Genomic DNA, 16,886 nt, shown 5'->3' on the forward strand with positions numbered 1-16,886 from the left:
TTAGAGTGTTAAAATCATTCCTATAAAACAAGATGAAAATAATAGAACTTGATTTATTAACAGATGACGTCAATAATACGGCGATTTTTTATAATGAAATAATGGGATTGAAAATTATTTCGAGAGATAAATATGGGATTTCATTCGCTGCAGGTTCAACAAAATTAACGTTCAGGCCTTCTGAAAATGTGAAACCTGTTTATCATTTTGCTTTTGATATACCAAATAACAAACTGCAGGAAGCTTTTGCCTGGATGGAAAAAAATGTAGAAATCTTAGTGGTGATTCCTCCGGATAAGATTGCAGATTTTTATAATTGGAATGCAAAGTCTTTTTATTTTTATGACAACAATGGAAATATTGTGGAATTCATAGCCCGTTATAGTTTAGATAATACATCAGAGAAACCGTTTGATGGAGATTCAATTCTCTCAGTTAGTGAAATTGGTTTTGTGTCAAAAAATATTGAAAAATTAAGCGATGAGATGTGTGCGAAGTATAATCTCTCCGTGTTTTCGAAACAACCAAAAAGAGATAAATTTATTGTTTTAGGCACCGATACAGGACTTTTTATTCTTGTGGATGAAAATCGGGATTGGTATCCAACTTCTATAAAATCAAAATCATTCTGGACCAAAGTTGTATTTTATAATAATGGGATAAAAAGAGAAATGGAGATTTCAGATTAACAAGCGAAAAGAACGACCTTGTTTGGAAATGTTTTTTACGGCGTATATGATGTTAGTTAGTAATGTTATGCTTCAATCTCAATTTGATTATTAAACGATTGAATTGCAGTGTTTTTATTTGTTGGCTAATATTGCTACATGGTTTTATTAAACTTTGTATTTCTGTTTTGTAATTTGCATTTAAGGGAGATATTCATTATTTGCTTTTCTTCAAAGCATCGATCAATTCCTCCATATTTACCACACCATAGGTAGAAGAATAATCCGATACAGCATAGGGCAATATAAGGCTGTTGTTATGAATAATCGAACCGCAAGAATACACTACATTAGGTACATATCCTTCTCGTTCAACTTCTAATGGTGAAAGTAAGGGCTCTTTTAATCTTCCTATTTCCTTAGAAGGGTCATCAAGATCAAACAGCGAAGCACCTAAGCAATAACGTCTCATGGCGCCTACTCCGTGAGTAATTACCAACCAGCCTTCTTCGGTCCAAAGAGGAGATCCGCAATTTCCAATTTGTGTAAATTCCCATGAAAAACGAGGCTCTTGAAGAATAACGGGATTATCCCATTGTGTGCGTCTATCAGAATACATAAGATAATTGTTAACGCCATCAATTCTGGAAAGCATAGCGTACTTGCCTTTTATTTTTCTGGGAAACAATGCCAAATTTTTATTTTGAGCACCGGCTCCATACAAGGGTACTACGCGGAAGTTATAAAAGTCTGTAGTAGAAATAAGTTTTGGTAGTATGGCATGACCATTATAAGCAGTATAAGTGGCAATTATTCTGTCTGCTCCATCATCATCCAGAAAGCGCACAAAACGTGCATCTTCAATACCGCGACTTTCAGATTCTGATATCGGAAATATAACACGTTCGGTGATATCCGAATCGTGTTTGAATTGTAAATCATAAAAGGAATCCGCTAACCAAAGCATTTCCTCCATTGCCGTTCTATTTTCGTGGCTAAGTATCGGGTTGTTTAGCGCTTTATTTATCAAATTTTTTAAAGCTGCATACTCGAATTGATCAGGCAGTTCTCGCATAATGTGGGCAGAGCATTTGTCTGAAGTATGCATTTCTGCTAATTTAATGAGAAATCGTTCCTTGTTGTATAAGGTTTTATATCCAATTTCTGCTTTGTCAATATTTCTCCCAATTTTCATCACTTGGAGATCATTATTTTTGTCTAAAATTCCTCTTCTAAAAACGATCGAAGAAATATGACCTTCACCTGTTGCACGAAAGGATATGATGATTCGCTTTTCTCCATTGTGAAGATCTGATTGGTCAAAATCTTCGACAATAGAAGGATTAAAAAAGGCGGCAGATTCTATCGCATATTCCATTGTACAATAGGAACCGATGAGCATTTTTCTCTCATCAGACAACTGGTCATAATTGATCTGCATTGCTTCTATCAAACCTCTTATCTTTTCACAATGCCTAAAAAATGTTTGTGAAATATTACGATGTCTTCTAGCAAATTCACGAAGTGTATGCTCTAAGGTTTCTTGGACTTGTTTTTCAGTCAAAACCATAATATTGCTTACCATTTTTTGGGTTCGTAGATCACCATTCATAAAATACCGGGCAACAACTCTACTGCAATCAGGCATGAATTTTATGTTTTTTCGAATAACAGGAACTCGCATAGATTAATTTTTAAAATGGAATAATACATTTGCGTTTTTGTAATGAAAAGTCGTTTTATTATTAGCTCATCGGTAGTTCTACTGTTGGATTATTCCAAAAGTGAGCTATTTGTTTGGAACATATTCTCAATAATTTTATTTCTTAAATTGATTCTGTTTTTAAACCAGCTAAAATGATGTCGACGCATTCGCGAAGTAGGTACTAAAAAAGACCATGTGATTTAAATTTGTAAAAAAATGTTTTGCCAAAATTTTTCATTAATGCATCGAATGTTGGCTTATTTATAGATGACTTAATTTTATAATTTAGAAATTTTGGATACCCTAAATTCGATTTGCTACCCGCTATCAAAATTACAAAAAAAATATTTTAAATAAGTGTAAATATGTGGTTTACAGTATAAAAAGTGTTTTTTTAGACTATGAAATTGCAGTTAACAATAAATAAATCAATCGAAAATTAATCTATGAATTTTTTATAAAAAATATAATAGATGACTTTGTTCAAAAGTGAAAAAACGATGGGAATAGATTGCTCGTAAAAAGTTAGATTCTATTTAAGCGTATTTTTTCAGAAATAATAGAGTGAAATTTAATGATAAATTTAAGCTGTGCTTTGTAATGTAGATAAAGCAAACAAACGCACATGATTTTATTTATGCGACTTGTACTCTAAAAAATAGGTTTGTCCAAAAACAAGCACGGTTATAATTATACATGAGCGTTTGAAAAATCAAAATAACAGTCTTAAATTTTCAGTTTTTAAACCAAAGATTTTTATTATTTTCGTAAATTGCAGACCTAAAATGAACATTTAAATAAAAATGGAACAAGCAAAACCATATATTCCTAAGAATAAAGTAAGAATTGTAACCGCAGCAGCCCTTTTTGATGGTCATGATGCAGCAATTAATATCATGCGTAGAATTATTCAGTCTACAGGCGTTGAGGTCATTCATTTGGGCCATGACAGAAGCGTGGAAGAAGTAGTGAATACCGCTATTCAAGAAGATGCTAATGCCATTGCAATTACTTCTTACCAAGGTGGACATAACGAATATTTCAAATATATGTATGACTTGCTTCAGGAAAAAGGAGCAGGGCAAATTAAAATATTTGGCGGCGGCGGTGGTGTAATTTTGCCTACCGAAATAGCCGAATTGCAAGCCTACGGAATCACCAGAATTTATGCGCCGGATGATGGTCGTGCCATGGGATTACAAGGGATGATAAATGATTTAGTCCAACAATCTGATTATCCTATTGGAGATAAATTGACGGATGAAATGGATCATTTGGCAGAGAAAAATCCAAAAGCTATTGCCCGAATCATTTCATCTGCAGAGAATCATCCTGAAGTTGCAAAACAGACTTTAGACGCGATTCATAAAAAAAATGCTGAATGTAAAACTCCAGTTCTTGGAATCACAGGAACGGGTGGGGCAGGAAAATCATCTTTGGTTGATGAATTAGTGCGTCGTTTTTTAATAGACTTCCCAGAAAAAACCATTGGATTAATCTCTGTAGATCCATCAAAAAGAAAAACGGGAGGAGCACTTCTTGGTGATAGAATCCGAATGAACGCTATCAATAATCCTCGCGTTTACATGCGTTCACTAGCCACTCGTCAATCAAATTTAGCTTTGTCAAAATATGTAGCCGAAGCGATTCAAGTAATCAAAGCTGCCGATTATGACATTATTATCCTGGAGACTTCCGGAATAGGGCAATCGGATACGGAGATTATGGACCATTCTGATGTTTCCTTATATGTAATGACACCAGAATTTGGAGCTGCGACTCAATTGGAAAAAATCGACATGCTTGATTTTGCTGATTTGGTGGCCATCAATAAATTTGACAAACGCGGTTCTCTTGATGCTTTGAGAGACGTAAAAAAACAATACCAACGCAACCACAATCTTTGGGATGCGGATTTAGATACACTTCCTGTTTTCGGGACAATTGCTTCGCAGTTCAACGACCCGGGAATGAATACGCTTTACAAAGCGATTATGGACAAAGTCCATGAGAAAACAAATTCTGATCTAAAATCTACATTTAAAATCACTCGCGAAATGAGCGAGAAGATTTTTGTCATTCCGCCACACAGAACGCGTTATTTATCTGAAATAGCCGAAAGCAACAGAAAATATGATGTTACGGCGGTAAGTCAAGAACAAGTTGCTCAGAAATTATACGGGATTTTCAAAACGCTGGAAAGTGTTTCAGGAAAATTACCAGTAATTAATAAAGCTGGAATTGATGACGATTCGGTTTTACCAACAGCTTTAGAAAATGAAAAACAAGGAGTTGCTGAAAATAAAATTTTCCTAAATCTTTTACTCAATCAATTTGACAAAGTAAAAATGGATTTGGATGCCTACAATTGGGAAATTATATTGAATTGGGATGAAAAAGTAAACAAATATAAAAATCCGGTTTATACGTTCAAAGTTCGTGATAGAGAAATCAAGATGGCGACGCATACCGAATCGCTTTCCCATTCGCAAATTCCAAAAATAGCTTTGCCAAAGTATCAAGCTTGGGGCGATATTTTACGTTGGTGTTTGCAGGAAAATGTTCCTGGAGAATTTCCTTTTACCGCTGGTTTATATCCATTCAAGCGCGAAGGGGAAGATCCTTCCCGTATGTTTGCAGGTGAAGGTGGACCAGAAAGAACCAACAAACGTTTTCATTATGTGAGCGCAGGATTGCCTGCAAAACGTTTGTCAACAGCTTTTGACAGTGTAACTTTATACGGAAATGATCCACATGTTCGTCCTGATATTTACGGAAAAATCGGGAATGCCGGAGTTTCTATTTGCTGTTTAGATGACGCTAAAAAATTGTATTCTGGTTTTGATTTGGTGCATGCTATGACTTCGGTAAGTATGACTATTAATGGTCCGGCACCGATGTTATTAGGCTTTTTCATGAATGCAGCGATTGACCAACAATGTGAGTTTTACATTAAAGAGAACAATCTCGAAAAAGAAGTTGAAGCAAAAATCAACAAAATATATAAAGAAAAAGGTGTCGAAAGACCACATTACCAAGGCGATTTACCGGAGGGAAATAATGGTTTGGGATTGATGCTTTTGGGGGTTACCGGAGATCAGGTTTTACCTTTTGAAATTTATAATGAAATCAAAGCAAGAACCTTATCACAAGTTCGTGGAACCGTTCAAGCTGATATTTTAAAAGAAGATCAAGCGCAAAATACCTGCATTTTCTCTACTGAATTTGCGTTGCGATTGATGGGTGACGTACAGGAATATTTTATTACTAAGAATGTAAGAAATTTTTATTCGGTTTCTATTTCTGGTTACCACATTGCCGAAGCGGGTGCTAATCCAATTACACAATTGGCTTTCACACTTTCTAATGGTTTCACTTACGTGGAATATTATTTGAGCCGTGGGATGGACATCAATGATTTTGGACCTAACTTATCATTCTTTTTCTCGAATGGAGTTGATCCTGAATATGCAGTAATTGGTCGTGTAGCGCGTAAAATTTGGGCGAAAGCTATGAAAATTAAATACGGCGCCAATGAACGTGCTCAAATGTTGAAATATCATATTCAAACATCAGGTCGTTCTTTGCACGCACAGGAAATTGATTTCAATGATATTCGTACGACTTTACAAGCTTTGTATGCGATTTATGACAACTGTAATTCGTTGCATACCAATGCGTATGATGAAGCTATCACAACGCCAACCGAAGAATCTGTTCGTCGTGCCATGGCGATTCAGCTGATTATCAATAAAGAATTAGGTCTAGCCAAAAACGAAAATCCAATTCAAGGTGCTTTTATCATCGAAGAATTAACAGACTTGGTAGAAGCTGCGGTTTTAGCCGAATTTGATCGAATTACAGAACGTGGAGGTGTTCTTGGTGCTATGGAAACGATGTACCAACGTTCAAAAATTCAAGAAGAAAGTTTGTATTACGAAACCTTGAAACATAACGGTGATTTTCCTATTATTGGGGTTAATACATTCTTGAGTTCTAAAGGTTCTCCAACGGTTATTCCAGCTGAGGTTATTCGTGCTACCGAAGACGAAAAACAATATCAAATCACTATGTTGCACCATTTGCATCAATCAAATCAGGATAAAGTAAAGGAACAATTGAACGACATTCAAGAAGCAGCGATTAAAAACGAAAACTTATTCGAACATTTGATGGAAGCGACGAAGGTTTGTTCTTTGGGACAAATAACTTCGGCTTTGTTTGAAGTAGGCGGACAATATAGAAGAAATATGTAAGCAGAGAACCACTTTTTTGCTTTGCAAAAAAGTGTGTGAATCGCTTATCCCGCTTTTTAGCGGGATCTCATTTACGAAATCTCATTCACCATTTTTTCGTAGCAAAAAAAGTGTGTGAATAGTTTATCCCGCTTTTTAGCGGGACTTATTTCCAGGTATTTAAAAAAGATCTTTCAGTGATGAAAGGTCTTTTTTTATGTCTTTTATATTTTATTGAAGTTTGAGCTTAACACTTATAAGCTAATCGGAAACAATTATTTTGTTCAATTATTAATAAAATACAGGTTTACGAATAGGAGTAGAAGAATTCCATTTTACACTATTTTTCAGTGAAGGTGAAACTTAAATAATGTGCTTGAAAATGAATTTAATTTATTTAGATAAGCGATTGTTTTAGTAAATGTCTTCCGTAAAACAAAACATAATATTAAAAGTAGGAAATTTATTCATAATTAAAATCAATTAATTTAACATGAAAATGTCTGTTAATCAATTAATTAGTAGGATATTTTTTTTACATGTTGATGCCTTTTTTTTAATAAAGTATGTACTTTATCTTTTAAATTGGTTGTTCATCATGTTGTAATGTTCTTTTTTCTGAAATTTTTGGGTTTTTACTAAAGCATCTTCTATTAAATGAATTGCATTACGTAGGAAAATCATTTGTAATTTTTTAAAATTATTTTAACACGTAACTAACTGTTAATCAATTAACTAAACTTTAGTTTTTTTAGATTACATAATTATTTTCTTACATACCAATGTTGATTGCCGATTTAACGGGCATCTTGTCGAGTTTATTCCTACTTTTTTTAGATGCATTCTTTAAAATCCTTAATTTTATGTAAGAAAAGAATTAAGTTGTATTTATACGACTTTAGGTTAGTATTAGGAGTCATATATTGTTCCCCGCATATTATATTCCTATGTTTGAGAATTCACTTCAATTATATGTAATTGAAGATTAGTTAGTAGAGGTTAGTTGCATTTCCCCAATGTGTCAATTTCCCGTAATAACCTATTTCCCTGTTTTAATTTAGTCGGTTTGAAATTAATATAATAAATTTTTACAAATCGATTTCTGGTATGATAAAGGTGTTTTTATTCTCCTGATAAAAATATCCTTTTGAGACGGTTAGCTTCATTATTTTATTTGAAGATTAAAAATTCGCCCTGAGTCTTTAAACCTGCAATTAAAAAAAAACATATGGTTTTAAAATACTATTATTATGAAAAAACATGTTTTATTAAATTTTTTAACGTTTTTCAGTAACCGGGATAAAGTCTTGGTTGGGGATGAAAACGAATTTAAAATGGGTTTAAGTCGAGTGAATTATTCACGGACTAAAACGAGTAAATATTTAGTCAAGGAAACTTCTAAGAATAAAAATTTTATTTCAAGTACGTTTTTACTTGTTGTATTTTTTCTTTTTACAGGGGTTCTGTATGCTCAACAACCTTCCTGTAATCTTTCAGGTCCGTTGAAAGGGTATTTTGATTCTGGAGGAGGCAGCACAATAACCATCATTTCAGATGTTTATAACACAGGCCCCAACACTACTTATTCTTGGATAATCGATAAAAACATACCGGGGGCTACTATAGTTTCAGGTAAGGGTACGTCGAGTATTCAGGTAAAAGCAGGTACTAAAGGAGGAAGCTTTAAGATAAAGCTTACCGTCACAAATCCAGGTTTAAATGGAGGTCCAAGTGAATCTAGCACCTGCACTAAATCGGTCACCGTAGGTCGTATTTAAATTATAAATGATAAAAATTTACATTATGAAAATTTCAAATACTATTGAAGAATTGGGTGACTGTTGCCATAGTTCCGGTCATTCAAATAAAAAAAAGAATAAGAAATTAGGATACTTTTCGATAGTGCTGTTTTTACTGATGACATCAGTTCAGATGGTTTATGCGCAAGTTCCTACTATTACAAGTTTTTCACCGACTTCTGCCAAAGGGGGAGCAACGGTTACCATTATAGGAACCAATTTTACTGGTGCTACTTCAGTTAAATTTGGGACAGAAGCGGCCGCTTCATTTACCGTTGTCAATTCCACTACTATAACAGCTGTAGTGTCTTCATCAGGTGAGAGCGGTAGGATTTTTGTAACTACTGCTGCAGGAACTGCTGAAATCATTAACTTTATATTTTTACCACCCCCATCATGTAACATAGTGGGTCCGTTGAAAGCGTGTTTTGGTAATAATCTCACGTATCAAGTAGAAATTGCAAATAGTGGTTATAATCCGAGTTCAACACCGCTAGTTCCGGAGCTTCTCATATCATTCCCCCCGGGGCCAGATAACACTACAAATGGACCAATGATTGTATCGAATACTCCATTTGCTTATGATCCTGTTACAAATTCAGGAACTTTAACAGCAGAGTTATTTCCGGGAACAACGACAGGAAAAATTCTGGGTGTTTTAACCGTTAATGCTCCTGGAGGTAGTTGTGAATGTAGTGCCTCTATCGTAATAACAGATGTAAATATTACAACAACATCGCCTCCTATTAAATGTATTGGAGGGACTACTACTCTTCAAGTTAATGCAACTTCAAGTGGTATTCGGGCTTATAAATATACGCTGAGTCGTGCTGGATTTCCTGATATAGTCAAAGACTTCACGCCGTTCACAACGGTTTTCTTTGATAATCTTGTAGCTGGTAATTATACAGTTACCGTCATGGGTGATAGCCAGAGTAACGGCTTAGGATGTACATCAACAGTACCAGTAGTTATTTCCGATCCACCGGCAATAGTAGTATCATCAGCAACTGGGGCGAATCCTAAATGTAATGGTGGAACCGATGGTTCGCTTACGATTACCGCTTCAGGAGGAACAGGCACATTGATGTATTCCAAAGATAATGGTGCAACTTACCAAGCCTCTAATGTCTTCAGCGGATTAGCTGCTGGAACCTATTTATGGGCGGTAAAAGATGCCAATGATTGTATCTTGAAAGGTACGGTGACGCTCACCCAACCAACTATTTTGGCTTCTAGTGATGCTCATGTTGATGTGAAATGTAACGGAGGCAAAGATGGCTCTGTAACACTTACGTACATTGGCGGAACAAGCCCTTATATGGTGAACTTCAATGGTGCAGGCTTCGTGACTCAAACTTCTCCAAGTGCGTATACAGGTCTTACAGCCGGTACCTACACTTGGATAGTAAAAGATGCGAACGGATGTATTGTAGAAGGTTCAGAAACTATTGCACAACCAAGTATTTTGGTAGCAACAGATGCACATGCTGATGTAAAATGTAACGGTGGAAGAGATGGCTCTGTAACCGTAACATTCAGTGGCGGAACTAGTCCTTATATGGTGAACTTTAATGGTGCAGGCTTCGTGGCTCAAACTTCTCCAAATGCGTATACAGGTCTTACAGCCGGTACTTACACTTGGATAGTAAAAGATGCGAACGGATGTATTGTAGAAGGTTCAGAAACTATTGCACAACCAAGTATTTTGGTAGCAACAGATGCACATGCTGATGTAAAATGTAACGGTGGAAGAGATGGCTCTGTAACCGTAACATTCAGTGGCGGAACTAGTCCTTATATGGTGAACTTTAATGGTGCAGGCTTCGTGGCTCAAACTTCTCCAAATGCGTATACAGGTCTTACAGCCGGTACGTACACTTGGATCGTTAAAGATGCGAACGGATGTATTGTTCAAGGTTCAGAAACTATTGCGCAACCAACTATTTTGGTAGCAACAGACGCACATGCTGATGTAAAATGTAACGGTGGAAGAGATGGATCAATAAACGTAACATTCAGTGGAGGAACAAGTCCTTATATGGTGAACTTCAATGGCGCAGGCTTCGTGACTCAAACTTCTCCAAATGCATATACAGGTCTTGCAGCCGGTACGTACACTTGGATTGTAAAAGATGCCAACGGATGTATTATGCAAGGCTCCGAAACTATTGCACAACCAACTATTTTGGTAGCGACAGATGGACATTCTGATGTGAAATGTAACGGAGGAACTGATGGTTCAGTAACCGTAACATTCAGCGGAGGAACAAGTCCTTATATGGTGAACTTCAACGGTGCAGGCTACTTGGCTCAAACTTCTCCAAAATCGTATACAGGTCTTACCGCCGGTACCTACACTTGGATTGTTAAAGATGCCAACGGATGTATTATGGAAGGTTCCGAAACTATTGCACAACCAACTATTTTGGTAGCAACAGATGGACATTCTGATGTGAAATGTAACGGTGGAACTGATGGTTCAGTAACCGTAACATTCAGCGGAGGAACAAGTCCTTATATGGTGAACTTCAACGGTGCAGGCTACTTGGCTCAAACTTCTCCAAAATCGTACACAGGTCTTACAGCCGGTACGTACACTTGGATTGTAAAAGATGCCAACGGATGTATTATGCAAGGTTCCGAAACTATTGCACAACCGACTATTTTGGTAGCAACAGATGGACATTCTGATGTGAAATGTAACGGAGGAACTGATGGTTCAGTAACCGTAACATTCAGCGGAGGAAGAAGTCCTTATATGGTGAACTTTAATGGTGCAGGCTACTTGGCTCAAACCTCTCCAAAATCGTACACAGGTCTTACAGCCGGTACATATACTTGGATTGTTAAAGATGCCAACGGATGTATTATGGAAGGTTCAGAAACTATTGCACAACCAACTATTTTGGTAGCGACAGATGGACATTCTGATGTGAAATGTAACGGAGGAACTGATGGTTCAGTAACCGTAACATTCAGCGGAGGAACAAGTCCTTATATGGTGAACTTCAACGGTGCAGGCTACTTGGCTCAAACCTCTCCAAAATCGTACACAGGTCTTACCGCCGGTACATACACTTGGATTGTTAAAGATGCGAATGGATGTATTATGCAAGGTTCCGAAACTATTGCACAGCCAACTATTTTGGTAGCAACAGATGCACATGCTGATGTAAAATGTAACGGAGGAACTGATGGTTCAGTAACCGTAACATTCAGCGGAGGAACAAGTCCTTATATGGTGAACTTCAACGGTGCAGGCTACTTGGCTCAAGCCTCTCCAAAATCGTACACAGGTCTTACCGCCGGTACGTACACTTGGATTGTTAAAGATGCCAACGGATGTATAATAGAAGGTTCCGAAACTATTGCACAACCAACTATTTTGGTAGTAGTAGATACTCAGTGCGATGTGAAATGTAATGGAGGAAACGATGGTCATGTAACGCTAGCATTCAGCGGTGGAACCGGTCCTTATATGGTGAACTTCAATGGCGCTGGTTTCTTGGCACAAACTTCTCCAATCGCTTATACAGATCTTACCGCCGGTACGTACTCTTGGGTAGTTAAAGATGCCAACGGATGTATACAATCAGGTTCAAAAGTGATTCGACAACCTAGTGCAGTTGTTGTGACAGATGCCCATACTGATGTGAAATGTAACGGAGGAACTGATGGTTCCGTAACCGTAACATTCAGCGGTGGAGTAAGCGGTTATATGGTGAACTTCAATGGCGCAGGATTCGTAGCTCAAACCTCTCCAAAAGTGTATACAGGTCTTGCAGCCGGTACATATACTTGGATAGTTCAAGATGCGTATGGATGTGAACAATCTGGTTCTGAAACTATTGCACAACCAAGTATCTTGGTAGCAACAGATGCTCATACTGATGTGAAATGTAACGGAGGAACTGATGGTTCCGTAACCGTAACATTCTCAGGTGGAACAGCTCCTTATATGGTGAACTTCAATGGCGCAGGCTACTTGGCTCAAACTTCTCCAAAAGCGTACACAGGTCTTACCGCCGGTACGTATACTTGGATTGTAAAAGATGCCAACGGATGTACTATGCAAGGTTCAGAAACTATTGCACAACCAACTATTTTGGTAGCAACAGATGCCCATTCTGATGTGAAATGTAACGGAGGAACTGATGGTTCCGTAACCGTGACATTCAGCGGAGGAACAAGTCCTTATATGGTGAACTTCAACGGTGCAGGCTACTTGGCTCAAACCTCTCCAAAATCGTACACAGGTCTTACCGCCGGTACGTACACTTGGATTGTTAAAGATGCCAACGGATGTATTATGGAAGGTTCAGAAACTATTGCACAACCAACTATTTTGGTAGCAACAGATGGACATTCTGATGTGAAATGTAACGGTGGAACTGATGGTTCAGTTACCGTAACATTCAGCGGAGGAACAAGTCCTTATATGGTGAACTTCAACGGTGCAGGCTACTTGGCTCAAACCTCTCCAAAATCGTACACAGGTCTTACCGCCGGTACGTACACTTGGATTGTTAAAGATGCCAACGGATGTATTATGCAAGGTTCCGAAACTATTGCACAACCGACTATTTTGGTAGCAACAGATGGACATTCTGATGTTAAATGTAACGGAGGAACTGATGGTTCCGTAACCGTAACATTCAGCGGAGGAACAAGTCCTTATATGGTGAACTTCAACGGTGCAGGCTACTTGGCTCAAACCTCTCCAAAATCGTATACAGGTCTTACCGCCGGTACGTACACTTGGATTGTTAAAGATGCCAACGGATGTATCATGCAAGGTTCAGAAACTATTGCACAACCAACTATTTTGGTAGCAACAGATGGACATTCTGATGTGAAATGTAACGGTGGAACTGATGGTTCAGTTACCGTAACATTCAGCGGAGGAACAAGTCCTTATATGGTGAACTTCAACGGTGCAGGCTACTTGGCTCAAACTTCTCCAAAATCGTACACAGGTCTTACAGCCGGTACGTACACTTGGATTGTTAAAGATGCCAACGGATGTATAATGGAAGGTTCCGAAACTATTGCACAACCGACTATTTTGGTAGCAACAGATGGACATTCTGATGTGAAATGTAACGGAGGAACTGATGGTTCAGTAACCGTAACATTCAGCGGAGGAACAAGTCCTTATATGGTGAACTTTAATGGTGCAGGCTACTTGGCTCAAACCTCTCCAAAATCGTACACAGGTCTTACAGCCGGTACATATACTTGGATTGTTAAAGATGCCAACGGATGTATTATGCAAGGTTCCGAAACTATTGCACAACCAACTATTTTGGTAGCGACAGATGGACATTCTGATGTGAAATGTAACGGAGGAACTGATGGTTCAGTAACCGTAACATTCAGCGGAGGAACAAGTCCTTATATGGTGAACTTCAACGGTGCAGGCTACTTGGCTCAAACCTCTCCAAAATCGTACACAGGTCTTACCGCCGGTACCTACACTTGGATTGTAAAAGATGCCAACGGATGTATTATGCAAGGTTCCGAAACTATTGCACAACCAACTATTTTGGTAGCAACAGATGGACATTCTGATGTGAAATGTAACGGAGGAACTGATGGTTCAGTAACCGTAACATTCAGCGGAGGAACAAGTCCTTATATGGTGAACTTTAATGGTGCAGGCTACTTGGCTCAAACTTCTCCAAAATCGTACACAGGTCTTACCGCCGGTACGTACACTTGGATTGTTAAAGATGCCAACGGATGTATAATGGAAGGTTCAGAAACTATTGCACAACCAACTATTTTGGTAGCAACAGACGCACATTCTGATGTGAAATGTAACGGAGGAACTGATGGTTCCGTAACCGTAACATTCAGCGGAGGAACAAGTCCTTATATGGTGAACTTCAACGGCGGCGGCTACTTGGCTCAAACCTCTCCAAAATCGTATACAGGTCTTACCGCCGGTACGTATACTTGGATTGTTAAAGATGCTAACGGATGTATAATGCAAGGTTCAGAAACTATTGCACAACCAGCATTGCTTGTGGCTAATGTTACTCCAATAAATCCTAAATGTTGTTATGATCCTGACGGTTCAATAACCATTTCTGCTACTGGAGGTACAGGAACACTGATGTATTCCATCAATAATGGAACAACTTACCAAGCCTCTAATGTATTTAGCGGATTACTTGCTGGAACATATAACTGGGTGGTGAAAGATGCTAATAATTGCATCTTGAGAGGTACGGTTACTTTAACCAATCCTCCATTGATTGTCGCATCATCAATTCTTGTGAATCCTAAATGCAATGGAGGAACAGACGGTTCGATTACGATTATCGCTTCAGGCGGTACTGGTACATTAACGTACTCCATTGATCAAGGTCTTACTTATCAATCATCCAATGTGTTTACAGGCCTTGCGGCAGGAGAATACAAATGGAGAGTGAAAGATGCCAATGGCTGCTTATTGAAAGGTACGTTTATCTTGACCACTCCACCAGCGGTGACAGTAACAGCAACTCTTGTGAATCCTAAATGTAATGGAGGAACTGACGGTTCGATTACTGTTAATGCTACGGGAGGAAATGCTCCTTTGATGTACTCTCTAAATGATGGTGCTACTTTCCAATCGTCTAATGTGTTTACTGCTTTAGCAGCTGGACAATATCAATGGGCGGTAAAAGAATCAAATGGATGTGTTACAAAAGGAACTGTTAATCTTAGCAATCCTGCATTAATAGTTGCGTCAGCAACACCTACAAATCCTAAATGTACTGGAGGAGCCGATGGTTCATTCACAATTACAGCTTCAGGAGGTACAGGTATACTAACGTACTCTAAAGATGACGGATTAACTTACCAATCATCAAACATATTTAGCGGACTTGCTGCGGGAGTTTATGATTGGGCGGTGAAAGATGCTAACGGATGTATTTTGAAAGGATCAGTTACTTTAGTTAATCCACAATTAATTGCAGTGTCTGTATCTGCTGTAAACCCTTCTTGCTGTGTAGCATTGAAAGATGGTTCAATTACATTAAACGCAACGGGCGGAACAGGTTTATTGATGTATTCAATTGATAATGGAAGTACATTCCAAACATCAAACTTCTTTGCTACCTTAACTGCAGGAGTCTACAATTGGATAGTGAAAGATGCTAATAATTGTCAAATCACTGGAATCGTTACTTTACGTATCCCAAGTGATCCACTAGCGCGACCAGCTGCTAAAACTACAGCAGACTTTACAGCATATCCAGTTCCTTTTAAAGATGTTCTTACAATCAGATACGATTTTGATTACATCTCTGATGTGAAAATAGAAATGTTTGACGCACTAGGAAGAGTGATACTTACTAAATTGGACACAAATAGTTACTATAATAAAGAAATCATGTTAATACCTAGCTCTACCATTGAGCAGGAACAGGTTTATATTGTGAAAGTGACTACTGACAAAGGATACGCCACTAAAAAAGTGATGTCTGGAAAATAGAAAAAATTAATAACCTTAATGTAAAAGCATCCGTTTTCGCGGATGCTTTTTTTTTGAATATTTTTAAGATCGTCGGTCAAAAATAGGGTGTTCGAACCATTGTATGTTAAGTTGACGAAGCATCAACATATTGGTACAATCTATTTTTTGTTTTTAATTAATAATGCCCTGTCTAGCTTCGTTTTTTAGAAACTACATAGTTTTCGAATTAATCAGTAATAAACTATTAAGCGGCATAAAAAGGATTCAGAGGAAGAAGATGCGAAGGCTATTTTATTTTTGGAATATTGTGCAATAATGCTACGAATAATGGACCCATTTTTTTTTATATATTGAAACAAAGAAGATATAATATCTCGATATCAAATTTAAAGGAACATAAAGCTGGTTTTCGTAATTCCATATTTTAATTAATAAAATTTATGTAGCATAATGCCTAAAAAGTTTGAAAACAATACATTAACAGGATCTTTTTTTTATTAATTTTTTATTTGTGTAATGGGTTTCTTAGCGGACTCTGCTTCCTATCAATAAAAATGGAATATTGTCTATTTAAGGTATAATTTTTTTCCTTTTTTTTGGTGATACCTAACCTTCAAATGAGCTTATTAAAATGATATCCAAATTATCCGATTTCCAGATGTTGAATTTAATATAATAAGTAAAGACATTAAATTTTTTGAAGTAGGAAATCTATTCATAATTACAATCAATTAATTTAACATTTAGATATTTGGTAATCAATTAATTAGTAGAATATTTTTTTTACATATTCATGCCTTTTTTTTAATAAAGTATGTACACTAGCTATTAAATTGGTTTTTTATCATGTTGTAATGTTCTTTTTACTGAAATTTCTGTTTTTTTTATAAAAACATCTTCTAATAAAAGTATTGCAGTACCTAAGAAAATCATTTGTAATTTTTAATATTATTTTAACACGTAAGTAACTGTTAATCAATAAATTGAAAATTGATTTATTTTTAATTT

Annotated in this window: 5 protein-coding genes; 4 read left to right on the forward strand and 1 reads right to left on the reverse strand. The window is 37.1% G+C overall.

Annotation, left to right across the window (positions count from 1 at the left end; genetic code table 11):
• Window positions 1-32 precede the first annotated feature (32 nt).
• Window positions 33-689 carry a VOC family protein gene (locus H4V97_RS13945; protein WP_209550020.1) on the forward strand — a complete coding sequence of 219 codons (657 nt, stop codon included), beginning with the start codon at window positions 33-35 and terminating at the stop codon, window positions 687-689.
• Window positions 690-885: 196 nt separating this feature from the next.
• On the opposite strand, the gene H4V97_RS13950 is transcribed toward H4V97_RS13945, so the two are convergent.
• Window positions 886-2,352 (reverse strand): glycoside hydrolase family 130 protein, encoded by a 1,467-nt coding sequence (locus H4V97_RS13950; RefSeq protein ID WP_209550021.1) that lies wholly within the window; start codon window positions 2,350-2,352, stop codon window positions 886-888.
• 824 nt (window positions 2,353-3,176) lie between these two features.
• On the opposite strand from H4V97_RS13950, the gene H4V97_RS13955 reads away from it, so the two are divergent.
• The 3 genes from H4V97_RS13955 to H4V97_RS13965 all read left to right on the forward strand — a co-directional run bounded on the left by H4V97_RS13955 (window position 3,177) and on the right by H4V97_RS13965 (window position 15,896).
• Complete coding sequence (locus H4V97_RS13955; RefSeq protein ID WP_209550022.1) at window positions 3,177-6,629, forward strand: methylmalonyl-CoA mutase family protein; 3,453 nt, start codon at window positions 3,177-3,179, stop codon at window positions 6,627-6,629.
• Window positions 6,630-7,858: 1,229 nt separating this feature from the next.
• On the forward strand, window positions 7,859-8,386 hold the full coding sequence (locus H4V97_RS13960) for a hypothetical protein (protein ID WP_196850706.1): 528 nt from the start codon (window positions 7,859-7,861) through the stop codon (window positions 8,384-8,386).
• 25 nt (window positions 8,387-8,411) lie between these two features.
• The gene (locus H4V97_RS13965; RefSeq protein WP_209550023.1) at window positions 8,412-15,896 is read left to right on the forward strand and encodes a T9SS type A sorting domain-containing protein; all 7,485 of its coding nucleotides are present in this window, start codon (window positions 8,412-8,414) and stop codon (window positions 15,894-15,896) included.
• The last annotated feature ends 990 nt before the right edge of the window (window positions 15,897-16,886 follow it).

The organism is Flavobacterium sp. CG_23.5 (genome assembly GCF_017875765.1).
Lineage (GTDB): Bacteria > Bacteroidota > Bacteroidia > Flavobacteriales > Flavobacteriaceae > Flavobacterium.